At 41.4% G+C, this 15,644-nt stretch carries 9 protein-coding genes and 2 rRNA genes; 7 read left to right on the top strand and 4 right to left on the bottom strand.

Annotated elements, in window-relative coordinates; translation table 11 throughout:
* Window positions 1-5 precede the first annotated feature (5 nt).
* Entirely contained in the window at window positions 6-938 is a 933-nt protein-coding gene (locus M5A78_RS22460; protein ID WP_248737516.1) for a hypothetical protein, read from the bottom strand.
* On the bottom strand, window positions 931-1,080 hold the full coding sequence (locus M5A78_RS22465; RefSeq protein WP_248737517.1) for a hypothetical protein: 150 nt from the start codon (window positions 1,078-1,080) through the stop codon (window positions 931-933). The genes M5A78_RS22460 and M5A78_RS22465 overlap by 8 nt, the downstream gene beginning before the upstream one ends.
* A 201-nt stretch (window positions 1,081-1,281) precedes the next feature.
* Here M5A78_RS22465 and M5A78_RS22470 point away from each other — a divergent pair, with 201 nt between their 5' ends.
* The 7 genes from M5A78_RS22470 to M5A78_RS22500 all read left to right on the top strand — a co-directional run bounded on the left by M5A78_RS22470 (window position 1,282) and on the right by M5A78_RS22500 (window position 15,200).
* On the top strand, window positions 1,282-3,057 hold the full coding sequence (locus M5A78_RS22470) for a vWA domain-containing protein (RefSeq protein ID WP_248737518.1): 1,776 nt from the start codon (window positions 1,282-1,284) through the stop codon (window positions 3,055-3,057).
* 150 nt (window positions 3,058-3,207) lie between these two features.
* Window positions 3,208-6,600 carry a tubulin-like doman-containing protein gene (locus tag M5A78_RS22475; RefSeq protein WP_248737519.1) on the top strand — a complete coding sequence of 1,131 codons (3,393 nt, stop codon included), beginning with the start codon at window positions 3,208-3,210 and terminating at the stop codon, window positions 6,598-6,600.
* A gap of 119 nt (window positions 6,601-6,719) precedes the next feature.
* Window positions 6,720-9,080: a hypothetical protein gene (locus tag M5A78_RS22480; RefSeq protein WP_248737520.1), complete on the top strand. Its 2,361-nt coding sequence runs from the start codon at window positions 6,720-6,722 to the stop codon at window positions 9,078-9,080.
* A 13-nt stretch (window positions 9,081-9,093) separates the two neighbouring features.
* Entirely contained in the window at window positions 9,094-10,368 is a 1,275-nt protein-coding gene (locus tag M5A78_RS22485; protein WP_248737521.1) for a vWA domain-containing protein, read from the top strand.
* A gap of 35 nt (window positions 10,369-10,403) precedes the next feature.
* Window positions 10,404-11,042 (top strand): beta-mannanase, encoded by a 639-nt coding sequence (locus tag M5A78_RS22490; protein WP_248737522.1) that lies wholly within the window; start codon window positions 10,404-10,406, stop codon window positions 11,040-11,042.
* 13 nt (window positions 11,043-11,055) lie between these two features.
* A complete protein-coding gene (locus M5A78_RS22495) occupies window positions 11,056-12,324 on the top strand; it encodes a TRAFAC clade GTPase domain-containing protein (protein ID WP_248737523.1) in 1,269 nt (422 codons plus the stop codon).
* Complete coding sequence (locus M5A78_RS22500) at window positions 12,321-15,200, top strand: GAP1-N2 domain-containing protein (RefSeq protein WP_248737524.1); 2,880 nt, start codon at window positions 12,321-12,323, stop codon at window positions 15,198-15,200. The genes M5A78_RS22495 and M5A78_RS22500 overlap by 4 nt, the downstream gene beginning before the upstream one ends.
* 129 nt (window positions 15,201-15,329) lie before the next feature.
* On the opposite strand, the gene rrf is transcribed toward M5A78_RS22500, so the two are convergent.
* Together rrf and M5A78_RS22510 are read right to left on the bottom strand one after the other, a co-directional pair.
* Window positions 15,330-15,446 (bottom strand): 5S ribosomal RNA (gene rrf, locus M5A78_RS22505).
* 83 nt (window positions 15,447-15,529) lie between these two features.
* A 23S ribosomal RNA gene (locus tag M5A78_RS22510) occupies window positions 15,530-15,644 on the bottom strand; the annotation flags it as partial.

The raw sequence follows: 15,644 nt of genomic DNA on the forward strand, positions 1-15,644 counted from the left end.
CCTTTCTACGAAACAAACCGCTTGAAATCGGGATCGTAATGGTACTTCATCGCCACCAACCGTTTTGTCTTTTCCTCAAGACTCCCCCACTCGACATCTGGATTGGCATGGACAATATTGCATAGCCTCAAGAGCCGCTCCTTTGGAAAGTAGTCAAGGAATTCTTCGATAAACCCAGAAAATTCAAGAATATACAGCTTCATTCTTAATGCCGTACCGGCGACAGAAATGAGCGAATCCATCCCGAAATCAATAACAACAGCATCACGATAATGGATAAAGTAAGCAATACACTTTTTCGTGATCAGAGTTCGGTTAATTTTTAACACTTCGAGCGCATATTTCACAAAATCCTTATCATAGGATGAGGGAATAAGTTCTTCCAACTCAAGCTCCATGTCACTCCTCAGGGCAATTTCATTTAAGACCATGACGCGGCGGATTTTCACCTGATCATTATCCATAAAGTCGCCAATCTCACGCAGCTTTTCATAGGCGGGTGCGAGCTGATCCTGTTTGACATCCTCTTTGGCAAGGTCACTGTCAAACTGGATACCTGCCTGAATTTTTTTAAAATCCACTCTAAGCAGTTTTTTTAGCTGAATGAAATATTCACTTTTCATGAAGATGGATGTCAGCAGCACATAACTGATAACAAAAATGACTCCTGCGATTAAGGAATAATACAGTGTTTCAACCGTAGGTGCGGCCACGATACCCATACAGACAATAATTAAAATCCAAATCGATTCCGTTAATAACCGATTTTTAAAAATAGATTTCACAAGACTTTCAATTCCAACAAATTCCGATGCGCATTTCGGACAATTCTCATCGTTAAGGACGGAATAGCGATTACATTTTTTGCACATCTTCAGCTTTTGGAAGCGGTATTGCGTTCGCTTTTTCTTGGAAAACCGGACAGCTTGTTTAGCCAATGGAATCACCTTCATTTAGCATGATGACTAATTCATCATCAATATCTTCGAAGTGGCCACTGCTGCGTTTATTTTTAAATAATTTATAGATTTTCCAGATTAGAATCAAAACTAGTGCACTAGTAAATACAATGCTATACATTCTACTTCCCCTTTTTCGGTTCAAATAATAGCCAAATTATTTCATAGATTTACCATTAAAGATATTATAGTAGTAATATTTTGATATTTCCAGATTATAATTGTTTGGGAATATTATTACAGCAATGGTAAAATGGAATTATAATGCAAAAAAATGTATGTATTACTCGAATAGGAAACCGACAGTGGGGGTTGCACACAGATGTTTAAAAAATGGATTAGTAGTTTTATCGTCATTACTTTCTTATTCTTAAATAGTAGCTCTTATATTGTACGCGCTGCAAGTCCGTTAAATTCCACATCCCGAATTGAAGGAATGCTCGTCGTCGATGTCAGTAACTCAATGAAGAGTAGCGATCCAAACAATATCAGTAATGAAGCTATGAAGATGTTTATTGATATGGCCTCCTTAAAAGGAGATAAAATTGGTGCCATCGCTTACGCCGATGAAGTGATGCGTGAAAAGGCACTTGTTAAAATTCAGTCGGAACAGGATAAACAGGATTTGAAAGAATTCATCGACTCAGTAGGGAAATACTCCTATACCGACTTATCCACCGGAGTTAAGGAAGCCGTCAAGGTGCTCGATTCCAGCCATGAACAAGGTTACTTCCCGTTGATTGTGTTGCTTGCAGATGGAAACAATGAGCTCGATCCAAAGAAAGCCAAAACCGGCAAACAGGCTAACGAGGATCTCACCAAAGCCGTTGCCGATGCACAAGCCAAGGGCTATCCGATTTATACGATTGGCTTGAACGCCGATGGCAAGCTGAACAAAGAAGTTCTTACAAATGTTGCCAAGAGCACCCACGGAAAATTCTTTGAAGCAAGCTCTGCTGATAAGCTGCCGGCGATTCTCAGTGAAATTTTCGCCAACCATTTAAAGTTAAAAATTGTGCCAGTAAACCAAGTTGTTGGAAACGGTCAATACCAGGATATCAAACTAAATGTCCCTAATGATAATGTACTCGAAGCCAATATTTCGCTGATTTCCAGCCAGCCGGTTGAGGTGAAGCTCCTCGATCCTTCCGGCAAAGAACTGGCCATTCCTTCAGACCAGGTCCTGCTGTCCAAATCGAAGACGTACTCGATGGTCAAACTGATGAAACCGGTCCAAGGCGATTGGACGCTGAAGGTCAAAGGGGTTCCAAAGGATAAAATCGATATTAATCTTGTCTTCAACTATGACCTGCAGCTGAAGCTGGGTCCGCTCGCCAAGCAGACCTACAATGCAGGTGAAACAGTCAAAATAGGGGCCTTTTTTGAGGATAACGGTACAGTGATTACCGATACAAACATCTATAAATCAATGAAGGCCACTCTTTTCGTCAAAGACCTCGACAAGGGGAAAACAGAGGAAGTCAGCTTAACTGCCGATGATCAAGGCTTTACAGGTCAGTTTAAGATTGGGAACGCCTCCGGATACGAGGTGGTTGTAAAGGCTGAGGATAATAGCTTTTTCCGTGAGACACAGCCGCAGAAGGTTACAGTAAAAAAGGCGGCAGCGGCACCTGTGACTGCGAAACCAAGTTCTACGGAAACAGAAAAACCCTTCCCATGGCTCTATGTCGGGCTTGGTGTGATTGGGGCCCTCCTTGTAGCAGCCCTTGCCTACCTTCTTTTAACAAAAATGAAAGAGAAGAACCGCGGCTTTAGCGGCCAAATCGTTGTCGAAATTAAGGATGAGGATACAGGAGAGCGCACGAACCCGCAATTCAAAAAATTAAAAGGCTTTAAAGGGAAGATCCGTCTCCATCAACTGCTGTCGCTAGCACCAGAGTTCACTGAAACGGAGCATATCATTTTTAAGCCAGCTTCAGGTGATACCTTGCTGCTCGTCAATAACTCCGAATGCACGATTGAAAAAGGCGGCCGGGCAATCGACGCCAAAAATGGTCGTGAGGTAAAGCGGAACGACCGCTTGCGGATTGTGTTAAAAAAGGTTAATAAAACTATTTACATTGAGTATATCAGTTAACTTGAAAACCATGAGCAACTTGACCAGTCGCTGGAGCTAGAGAGGTGTCAGGCACCACCTATGATACCTGACACCGAAAATAGAATCCTAACCACGCTATTTTTCGTCTATATATTTATTAGTACTAATCAGCTAGGGAGGAATTTTTGCATGAAAGCAAGTGTAAGAGAGCATATTTCGCAATTGGATGTTTCCTTAGGCGGCGGCATAATTTCGGAGAAAATCCGCGTTGATACAATTGACAATCCGATGCTCGTCATCGGCCTCGGCGGCACCGGAATTGATGCCTTATTAAGACTAAAGTACCAAGTAAATCGCCGCTTCAAACTTCCGCAGGATCCGTTATCGAAAAAGAAAAAGGAAAAGCCGAATAATATTGAGTTTTTAGCGTTCGAAACGAATGAATATGACCGCAATAAAAAATACAAAGGCATAGGCCTCGACCCGAACAAAGAATTTGTTCTCCTTTCTAACCCGGAAATCGGCGGTCTTTTGCAAAATCGCAGTACAATTGAGCCGTACATAAAGGAATGGCTGTCCCCTGAGCTATTAATTACCGACGGCATCAGTGGTGCTTCTGGCGTTCGTCAGGCTGGACGCTTGCTTCTGTTTACAAAAATCAATCAAGTCGTGCAAACGATTGAACGAAAAATCGAATCCGTTCTAGAAGGAACGAATAAACGGCTCTATGTCTTCATATTAACAGGACTGTCCGGCGGAACCGGCAGCGGCTGTTATCTCGATATTTCCTATATCACCCGCGGAATCATGGAACGGAAATTTGGGCCAGCCGGTGTCGACAAAGTCAGTATACTTGGCTATCTATTTACGCCAGATGTAAATTTATCAAAACGAGGCCTAAGCTCGCACACTGTTGAATACATTGAGAAAAATGGCTATGCCGCATTAAAAGAGCTTGATTACTGGATGAACTGTGATGAACGCAATGAGCGGTTCAAAATGCGATACGGCAGCCTGTTAGATGTCAATTCACCAATGCCGCCGTTTAATCTCTGTCATTTAATCTCGGGGACAAACCTCGAAGGTAAATGGCTAGAAAACGCTTATGATTACTGCATGAATGTCACCGCTGAGAATATCACCAACTTCATGGCCAATGAAGAAAAGAAATCGGGCGAAGAATTTGCCATCCACGACTATATCAGTAATATCCGCACTAATATTGCGCAAATGCCCAAGCCATACGCCGCCAACTACCAATACAACATTATCGGGGCATCGATGGCGGAGATTCCGCTTGAAGAAATGACCACCTATATCGGCTATAAGCTGTTTGAAAAAATGAACACGATGTTTGATGCGGGTCCCGATCAAACGGAAGTAGAGCAATTTATGGAAAAGCTAAGGATTGATCCCGATTCTGTTCATCAGCGGTTCAATGAACGCGTGCCTGAAGCCTTATCTGGCTTTGAGAATAGCGACCGCTTCTCCTACAACAACGTGATTAAAACTTCTGTTATCAATCTTGATGAAGAATTAGATAGGGAATTTTTGCTTAAAGCAAAGGAACAATACCGTAAATGCAAGAAACAGCTTCCTGGGGAGATTATGGAAGAGTTCCGCCGCCACATGGAGCGGTTGTTCCTGCATCCGAATAAAGGTCCAATCTTTGCATCACGCTTGATACACTCCAATGAAGGTTTTTGCCTACTAAAAACCTTACAAGCTTATATAGAAGGACTCCGTGACCGCTTAGAACTGCTACCAAAAGCGATTTCTACGGAGCAGGAGTATGCTTTGAATCGGCTGGAGGATGCTAGAAGCGCCTTTATTTCTAAAGAAAAGAAAAAGAACGCCTATGTTGAAGCAAAGCTAACTGAGTATTATGCACGAGCTGAAAAAGCGCGCAGCGAAGAAATGATTGAATTTTATGAGGATCTATACCAGCTACTCAACAACCAGAATAACAAGATTTATGAAGTGTATAAGGAAATCTTAGAGACACTGAAGAGTATTTTTGAAAAGAATGCCGATATCCTTGTCGATGGTGAGGAAATCAAGCAGGACAATAACGTCACGTATTATTGGCACTTAGTCAGTGTCCCGGATGTCGCTCGCGAAATCCAGCGGCTATTTGATTCCAAGGACGGCGAAATATTGGTTCAGCAATGGTCGGAAATGCTCCTCGAAAAATCAACCTATTGGGTAAAAGAATCCGATATCGATATCGTTGGCACGGTTTCCGAATTCTTGACCGACCAGTTCGGCGATTTGATTACCAAATCCATGGAGGACTTTTTACGCTTAAAATACGGCGATGACCAACCAATTGACAAGATTATTGAAGATAAGATTGCCGCACGACTAGACCGTGATGCCCTGCCAGTTTTCCATCTGGCCAACAGCAATGGGCAGCTGCACTTCCCGCAATGGGGCTTTGTGTCCGTACCAGTGAAGGCACCCAATATTTTCAATGGTATTAAAAATTTCGAGCGCCATTCATTGAGCCATTCTCGCTTCACGATTAAGGAAAGTGAACTAAAAAACCGCATCTTCTGGTTAAACACCAAGAACGGGATTCCTTTGTTTGCCTATTCACCGCTGTCGATTTACGAAACAGCTTATGAAAAAACAATTTTAGAAAAAGAAGGTGTTGGCCGCCATCTTGTCCAAACGAATCAAGAAAACTGGGCCTACCTTCCTTCACCAATTCCGGAAAAATCTTGGGGAGATACGTACCAAAACGAGCGTGTTAAACAGTATAATGCCGGTGTCCGCTCCCTGTTTGAGCAAGCGAAGGGATTCGGCTGCATTACAGAGAAGAATGCCGATCAAAATACAAGCGCGCGGTTTCAGTGCCATTTTACTAACGAACTGAATATGGGCTTGCTGTTTGCGAAGCATGATGTAGATCCGAAGAAATTAGATAAAGCAAGCCTTGGAAACCTGAAACAAGTGCTCCGGCAGTTAAAAGAGTTGTTTTCTGGAGGCATGGAATCCACTAGTTCCAGTGATATTTTTGGGAGTACTAATGTGGAATTAGCGAAAGAAAACTTTATCCGCTCACCTAAACTGATTGAAAGAGTGAAATTGGAAGTAAGAAAATATAGTTACATTCAAGAAAAGATGGCCGAGATTGAGAAATATATGGAATCACAACAGGAAAAAGAAATTTCCCTAAATCAATTTATTCAGGCCGTTTACACGAAAACGATTCGTAAGCGCGGTGCTCTTTATGTTTATGATAAAGAGCTTGAGGAAGATGCCTGGGAGCCGTTTGTCAACCTGATGAAGACAACGAAATTTGTTGATTTCGAGATCTATCAAACGTTTAAAGAATTGAGCCCGAAACAGATGGATCAGCTTGAAAAGAAATCGGAACGACGTAGCAATGATCTTATCAATCAAGAAAGCGCGGCGGAGCTCATCACTGTTTTACAGGAAATGGCCGCCACCTATCAGAAGGAAAAGGAAGCCCTTGATTACGACTACAAGGATTTGGCTAATGGCGAAGAATTGTACAGCTTCTATAAGGAAATGATGACCAAGGTTAGCGAGATGCTACGGCAGTTAAAATCATAGAAAAAGGTTGAAATGAATACAGAAAATGGATAAGGCCACCTGCAGTAGTTGCTTGTGGCCCACCTCTTATCACACCAGCATGTATTCTAGGGGAAAGTTTTTCAATGGGGGGAAACAGCTTGAGAGAACTTTTACAAAAGTATGCCAACACCTTTTCAAACCAGCTGGAAAAAATGACGCTTGAAGAAAATGAACAACGCAGTGTCAACCATCCGATTATCTTTTTATTTTTGGGTGACCAAGTGAAGGAAGCCCTTCAATCGATCAAATTAATTAATGAAGAAAAATGGCAAAACAGCATGGGGGTCTTATATTTTCACGCCCATCAAACCGGCACCATTACCGGGGAAAACGTATTATCTATCCAGCTTCCGGGCGAAGGACTTGACCGCAAGCTTAAACGGAAAGACATGTACGAAGCCTTTTATCGTGATGAAACCAAACTAATCGAGTTAAATAAGACCTTTCGAAGGCTTTCGTCGAAAATTGCCGAATACGGGAAGGTCTATTCTTCGTTAAAAAAAGTTAATCTTTGTGTGGTGACGGCGGCTAGCGATCCTGCAAATATCCTGATTCAGGAATTTACCTTGTTGTTAAAAAGTATTCTTCTAGAATCGTTTCGCCTAGTCGAAGTCGATTTATATGGATTGCTACAGGCGAAGCAGGACGGGGATCATTTTGCCCTATCCACCTCACTTGGGATTAGTTTTTTTAAAGAACTGGATAGCTATCAAAACGATGAATATACCTTTAAAAAAGACCTTCAGTTAACAGAAGATCATCTCAGGCTGCCTGTTAGCCACCAACCTTCCCCACTCTTTGACCTAGTATATTTATTGAGCGATAAAAATGAAGCTGGCTTGATTTCTAGTGATGCCAACCAGCAAAACTATGAGATTATCAGCAATCTTAATCTGTTAAAAAACCGGAAAATGATAACAGACTACCATGAAAAAATGGACAGCTATAATCATCAAGACTTTAAACGTGGCATTAGAGGAAATTCACCTGAACCCGTTTATGCTTCTGCTGGTTTTGCCAAGGTGAACCGCCCCAATAAAGCGATTTCCCTCTATGCGGCAAGTCATTTTTTCAACGAATTTTTGGCATCGTTAAAAGCTGTCGGAGGGCAGCCCCGTGAAACAGTGCTCAGCTTGTTCGATTTGTCCGAGGACGCTTTTCTAAAATACTTTCATGATTGTCTACCGCCGCTGGAAAACCTTGCAGACATGAATGGCTTAATGTCTGTCGCGAATTCTTATCAAACGGTAAAAAGAATGTCGGTCAGGGAAGCGGAAGAATATTTATATGAAGGAGGTACCAACCGATTCTTCCAGGCAAATTTTGACGATCCTGTCCGTGAGCACATGCAAGGGCTGCACCTGAAAGAACGTATCCTGAGCTGTCTCGATGAACATGTCATCAATAATGAAAAATATGGCTTGTATTGTGCCTATTTATGGACCTCACCTACTTCATCGGAATTTGGGATTAGTGTAATCGAAGAAATTCAGAAAATGCTGCGCCATACAAAAGATGACCTTTTAGAAGCGGAATCAAGACTCGAGTGGCTATACCAGCAAATGGTCGATGGCTGTGATTTCAAAAAAAGCTACCTCCCTTTTTCGGACAAGAAAAACCTAAATAGCTTCCAGCGCTACTTGTTTGACGAGGTTTACGGGAAAAAGTACGAAATCATCAAGCTCGAGGTAAAACATGCGATCTTAAAGCAATATCAAGCGGTGTTAGAAGAAAATCACTTTTATTTCCGCAAAAAAATTGAGCTTATCGATCAGGTTAAATCCAGCCTGAAGCAAGCGGCAGCAGAAAGCCTTTATGACTCTGATGATTATTTAGACAAAAATATTGCCGAATATTATGCGGATATTATTAGCGGGATAACAGCAAAGTTGAAGGAAAAACACGGACCGCATTTCTTTTCTGATGAGCGTTTTTTCGGAAACCTGCTCACCCTGCTTGAAAACGGGACAAACGCCCTTCTGGAACGATTGCTTCTCGTTTGTAATCGAGAGGTATTGACGCAGGAAGAATTCCATCGCAGCTTTGAGGATGAACTGTTAGAAAGAGCCAATGTCATGACGCGCTATGAAAATCGTGACGTTCTCTCCAAAGAGGATCTGTTCAAGCAACTATACACACGCCTGCACGAAAACTCGGCAATTCAGATTGAAGTTTATAACTATACACAGGAACACCGCTTCGAAGAAAAATACTTCTTTGGGGATTTTTACAGCAAATTCATGAATTTCGCCTTAGAAAAAGAACAGGAAAATCGCCACTTTAAAGTCGGTTGTGCCCATGAGAAAAAATCGAGCGGCATCGAAAAACTTGCCCTTATGGGAGGCTTTAAGCTGACAGACTTAATGTACTACCGCAATGGTGAAAAATACTATAAGACCTACATGGAAAATGGTTATGAATTCCACTCGAAATCAGTGAAAACCAACTCTATTTCGTAAGGAGATTTTGCAAATGCCTGTCCGAAAGTTTAGTATTCTCTTTTTTGTTTTTAGTATTATTGCCGGCTTCATCGGGGCTATCATTGGCGAGTGGCTGATCGAGTCCTATTATGGCGTCTGGCCCAATATCCTGTTAATGGGAGTCTATTTTGGTCAGTTAGCCTTTATGGCCGGCCTGTTTTGCTTGCTGGCAGAAATCATTTCACCGACGATTAATGGTCGCAGCTGGCGCTTGGAATACTCGGGGCTTTCTTGGAAGTTTCTTGTCCCATCAACATTTGTGATGCTATTTATTGCCGGTCTTATTTTTCAATTCTTCTATTCTCTTAATATCTCAAGCGTTAAACCGCCAGACGATTTCGTTATGGTTATGGATATTTCGGACAGCATGAATAAATCCGACCCTGGTCGCCAAAGCTTGAAGGCTGCCGGAAAACTCCTTTCCAATATGGAACAAGGCCACCGCGCCTCTATCATCTCCTTTAATGAACAAGCATTTATCACAAAATCAATGTTTAACATTAGTGATAGAAAGGAGCGTGAGGACGCAGTTAATCAAATCAATAGCTTAGAATACAACGGGGGTACCGATATTGCGGGCGCCTTAGACAACGCCATGAAGGTGATTGACAACAATCAACAAGTGGGCCGCAAACCAATGGTGATTCTGTTTTCCGATGGTTACAGCAAGCTAGACCTCGATGCTGTGGTGGAGCCCTATCAAAACAAAGATATTATCATTAATACGATTGGGATGAGCAAAATTGACCAGGACGGCGCCAAGCTACTCAAATTGATTGCAACTCGCACTGGCGGTTCCTTCTATGATGTCAAAAAAGCGACGGAATTAACGAACGTGTTTGAAAGAATTTACTTAGAAAACCAAGACCGTCTGCTTGTGACGGAAAAACACGGATTGTTTAAAAACAGTGTTTATCTTGCCGTGCTTCGCGTTGTCTTGATCACGTTAATTGGCGGCCTGTTCGGTCTAGCCCTAGGTATCGTTTTTGACAACCGGTATTTGGCAAAAAGCTACGCCATCACTGGACTGATTTCAGGGCTATTAGCAGGGCTTCTGCTCGAACTTGGGTTGCAGGGCGGCTTGCTGTCCGGGTTCTCTTACCGCATTGCCGCAGATATTCTGTTAACTGTGTTGACCGGCCTTGGAACAGTGATTATCCCGATACGCGAAAAATTTGCCGGTACATTAGCCCGCCGCTCCAGCGGTTCTGATTTTTCCGTGCGTGATACATCCTTGAAAAGAGATCATTTTAAAAAAGGATTTTGAGGCTCTCAACTTTAAGAAGATGGAGGTGATTGCCGGTGAACTGGGAGACCATTACTTCCCCTGATCATGAAATAAGAGATTTAAGAAAGACGCTGCGCGATTCTGAGGTTCATTTAACTTGGTTTTGGTCAAAGGACATTGACTTTGTCTACATTTATAAGGCTCCGGCCGACCATGTCCAGCCATACAGCGAAATTGCAGAGGATGATTTAAGGCTCTACACCCGCGAGGAATATAAAGCTAATCAAGGTTATGTCGCCAGAATAGACGGAATTAGCCGCTCGCACTACCGCATTTTCCCATGCCAAAAACGGGAAGGAAAGCTAATCATTTTCAGGCAAGAGAACGATAATAATAGTATAGGAATTTCGGGCTCGAAAGGAAAAATATATTTTTCTATCACCTATAAAAATAAACTCTTTCAGCCTCTTAAAAAAGTAAAGATATCGATCATGTCAGAGCTTCCACTTGATAAAGAGGTGTTAGTCTATGTAAAAAAACACGGGTCCGTTCCCAACTCGATCGACGATGGAACGGTATATCCCTTTGTTCGCGACTTTCCCTCTGGGAAATCCGTACAGCCGGAAATTGAAATTGATAAAAATGAGTATATTAGAATTTTTTTTAGCAACGGAAGGAAATCAGCTTATGATTACGAGCTAATTCCTGAATAGGGAGGGCCATTACATGTTCGCACTGCTAAAACGAATATTCGAAAAAAAGCAGCCTGCCAAAGAAAGATTGCCATTTTACGATATTGTCTGCCCATACTGTTTTTCCAAATTTCATCATGAGGAAGTCGTCTTCCGTGCGTCCCATTACCGTGACGATGATGAGGCATTAGCCCTGCAAGAGGATGAATTGTTTAATCATTATCGGGAAAAATTCGGGCTTGCTCCGATTGACGAGCTGGAAGCGATTATTTATCCTTCGATGATTCCTGATGAAAACAAGCTTTATTCTGATCGCATTCTTATGGGCGTTTCTGATAAATACTCAGTCGTAACGAAGAATCGCTTATGTCCCGAATGCCATAATGAACTGCCTGTTACAGCGGGTAAGCATCCAAGTAATATCGTATCGATTGTTGGAGCTACCTCTGTGGGTAAATCCGTTTACATGACCTCATTGATTCATACACTACAGCATGTCACCGCTAACAATTTTCAGGCGGCGTGCATTCCACTTGATAATGAGATAAGCAGGCGATTCCGACAGGAGTATGAAATTCCGCTTTTTGAAAATGGCAGTCTATTAAAATCAACACAGGTATCAAAGCGTCAAGAGCCATTTATCTTTCAATTTGTCTTTAAAGATGAGGATCGCTCTCCACTGACACTCGTATTTTTTGATGTCGCCGGTGAAGGAATGACAAACAAGGACTATATCAAGCTTCATGCAGCCCATATTAAAAATTCTTCAGGAATTCTGTTTTTAATTGACCCAATGCAAATTCGCGCTATCCGTGAAAAACTGATTCATCAACTAGGTGAAAAGCCAGGTGAAATTGCTGCCCAAGGTGATGAACCACGTGAAGTCGTCATCTCCTTGTTTGGTGATTTTATTGCCCATCTAGAAAATAGTAAAACAGATATTCCAACCGCAGTGGTGTTGACGAAAAGCGATTTATTAAATGCCTTAAAACACGATGACGGCGAATATATTCGTTCGAATAGTAATGTATTTCATAATGTCATCCATAGAGGCTACCTCCATTTAGATGAATTCGAAAATATCAACGGGGAAATCAGACGATTCCTTGAAAAAGTAGATATCCCTTTTGTGAACGCACTGGATGTTTATTTTAAAGATATCTCCTATTTTGCGGTGTCCGCGCTAGGGAGTAATCCAGTCGATCAGCAGGTCAGCGGCATCATTAGCCCTGTTCGTGTAGATGAGCCGTTCATTTGGCTGCTTTATAAGCTAGGGTATATCGAAGGGAGAAATGAGCAGTGACCGGAAAATTCGTAGATCAGCAAATGTATACAAGGGAACGGGGCGGAATCTTTCACGAAACCGACGGCTATGACACCATTGCCATTTCCGCTGGCCTCGATAAAGCATTTGTAAAAAAATATTTACATCCATTTTGCAGCTATTCCGCTCCTAAGGTGTTAACGGAACGGGGAGAAATGGAAGCTTCCCTCTTTCCGGAAGCCGTGACCATTTTTCAGCCTGAAAGCGGCGAGCTTGTCATCGGCCAGGCTATATTCGTACCCGCAGATTTTACTGGCACTCGTAGCACCTATTTCATGCATAACTATATTATTCCTTCTGCCATAAAGGATGAGTGGATCAAACAGCCTGCCAAGCTTTTTCAAATCAATGAATTTGCTACCTCCTATGATGTCGGCTTAGGGAAGGTCCTGCCTGAACGGGAGGTTGTCGGCTTCGACGATAGGGATATTCTTAGTGTGAAGGATGAACTTCTTGAGGTGTTAGGGATTGGAGAAGTACAATTCAAACAGCTCTTGCTCGCCGTCATGTCGTCGATTGCTGGAAAGAAAAAGGTCTTCATCTCTCTTAACGTTCCATTGCAAGACTATTCAAAGTATGCGATGCAATTGTTAGAGTTAATTTATCTTTATTTACCTTATGCCCATCGACGGAAATTAGGAGCAATGACTTTTTCTAGTGAACCTGAGGGTAAAAAATACATCCATGTTATGTTTTTTGAGCCAGGAACACTCAACTATGGAGATCGTTCCATGGCAAAACAATTTATTTTCGATTTTGCAGAAGGCAGAGTATCAGGTGTAAATATTAACGGGGAGTGGCACGAGTATTTGGAATTTGCTTTTCACCATTTCTCCAAATCTAAAAATGTAAGTAATTTCTTGGACTTTGCAGAATCAATGTTATCAGGATTAGAGGAAGAACAGCAACTGGAGTTAACCAGTTATCACCAATTAACCGCCATTTATCTAACCTTAAACTATGAGGATATCCCTTATTATAAGAATAATAAAATCGGTTTTTTACAAAGTTTGCATAAATTCTTAGCGGTTAACTCAGAGGAAAAACCAGATTTGGTTGAGCTTTTTTTCCATCTATTAAAAGGGGAAAAAGTAGCTAGTAATAAAAATATGGCTCTAGACTACATCGATGCTGTCGTATCCATAAACACAATCCTTAGATGCGATGAGGCTATCTTCTTTATGATAGAGACTCTTAAGTATTATCAAAATGATCGACTTTTCCATAAGTTATGGAAAGTAATTGAACAGGACAAGCTCAGCCATCAAGAAATTTTGATATATTTTAATAACAATTCAAATTACGGGGGGCTTCTTGAACAATATTTTTTGGAATGGTTTAAACCGTTCGTTAGTGTCGAAGACATCCTTAACGAATTAAAATTACTTGCACACTCACCCTACCTTTTGAGTATTGAAAAATTTAAATCCGTATCAATAAAAAGAATCGCTTCTGCCATCAGCAATGAAAGCAACCCTTTCACATCCTTATTGGCAGTGAAGGATTTTAACCTCGGCCTGCATAGTCCTGAGTTTGACGAATTTAAGAATGACATGCTAAAACACGCATTAGCCTCTCTGTTAAGGACGATCAATGTTATGGATGTCACGCTGTCAGATGTCATCGCATTTGGAGAAATTTCTTCAAATGTTGAAGAATGGGAAGACGCGAAGGGCCAGGAAAATTATTTGGTCATGATTGCTTTATACGAGCTTTTCAGTAATCCCGCGAATGCAAATGCATACGATTTAAAATCTTTAACTGGAGAATCTCGTCAACAACTTAGGAACATCCTTCGAAAACTATTTCGAAGCAATCCTATTTCTATGTATTTTCAGCTCCTTTTCATCGCATTTGGATCGGAATATAAAGGTGTTAATTATCAAGGATTATTGGATTACTTGTCTCGGTTAGGCCATGACAAAACAATGTATTCATTTGTTCTTGAAAACGCACGGTTGATTGACACTGACCGTGCCTACAAAAGAGCATTAAAAAAATACTTTATCAAGCATCCGCAATCGATTTGGAAAAATAAAACACTTCGAAAAGAACTAAAATTAATCAAAAACTACAGCATTAGAAATTTTTTGAAGGAAGTTGAATCAGAGACAACTAGTCCTTTAATCAAATTCCTAAAACGATATGGATTGACATTATCTTTTCTGGTGGTCATCCTGGGATTAGGTACAGGCATATGGTTCGGATTTTTTCATGATGGAAAACCTAAAGTTCAAAAACCTAGTGAAACGGTAACAGCAAACAACCCTGGAAAGAAAACGGCTACCGAAGAAAAGAAAAAAACCACTTCCACAAAGAAGACAGGCCTGGGAGAAAACAAAAAGGACACTTTTACTCATTTAAAATCCTTCAAAGCTTCAACAAGTGGAGCAGATGGTCAGACGTTTAAATTGGATCTAGCTGGGAAACAGGTTAAGAATATCATCGGACAAGCTCACCCAAATGGGAGTAGTACATTGGTTATGACCGATAAATCAGGCACCGAATGGCAGCTCCATTTGGCAACTGAACCAGAGGATACCCCATTTGATGACAATGGAAAATTAAAAAAGGGATATTCATTTTATGGACTTGAACATAATTTCTCAAAGGATGAAATTCCTGAATTAGTTTTAGTTGCTACTAATAAAGCAACCCATTCATATATCTGGATTTTCCCTGTCAATTCTAGTGGTCCTATGAATGAGTTAAAACTTCTCCCCCCGCTTCTATCGGAGAAAGACTTTTCTGATGTACAGTTGGAGGAAAATAAATTAATTTTGTCACAAGGTGACCAAGACCTTACTTTCGAATACTCTAGCGATAAACAAAGTTTTGTAGCACAAAAAAAATAGGTATTTCATCGAGCATTCCGACTGGGATGCTCGATTTTTTTATACTATCGGAATTGTCATCATCAATATCTAGTTTTCTTCTTTTTTTTGATACAAAAAAGAACAGCTGATTCAGCTGTTCTTTTTCGTGCCTGGCAACGTCCTACTCTCACAGGGGCGCCTGCCCCAACTACCATCGGCGCTGAGAAGCTTAACTTCCGTGTTCGGTATGGGAACGGGTGTGACCTTCTCGCCATTGCTGCCAGACTCTAAAAGTTTGAGGTTTCATTCCCTCAAAACTAGATAATGTAGAAGAAGTTGTTGGTAAACACGAGTCAATCAATTAATAAATGGTTAAGTCCTCGAACGATTAGTATCAGTCAGCTCCACACGTCACCGCGCTTCCACCTCTGACCTATCAACCTGATCATCTTTCAGGGTTCTTACTAGCTTGCGCTATGGGAA

This window comes from Neobacillus rhizosphaerae, from assembly GCF_937468385.1.
GTDB lineage: Bacteria > Bacillota > Bacilli > Bacillales > Cytobacillaceae > Neobacillus > Neobacillus rhizosphaerae.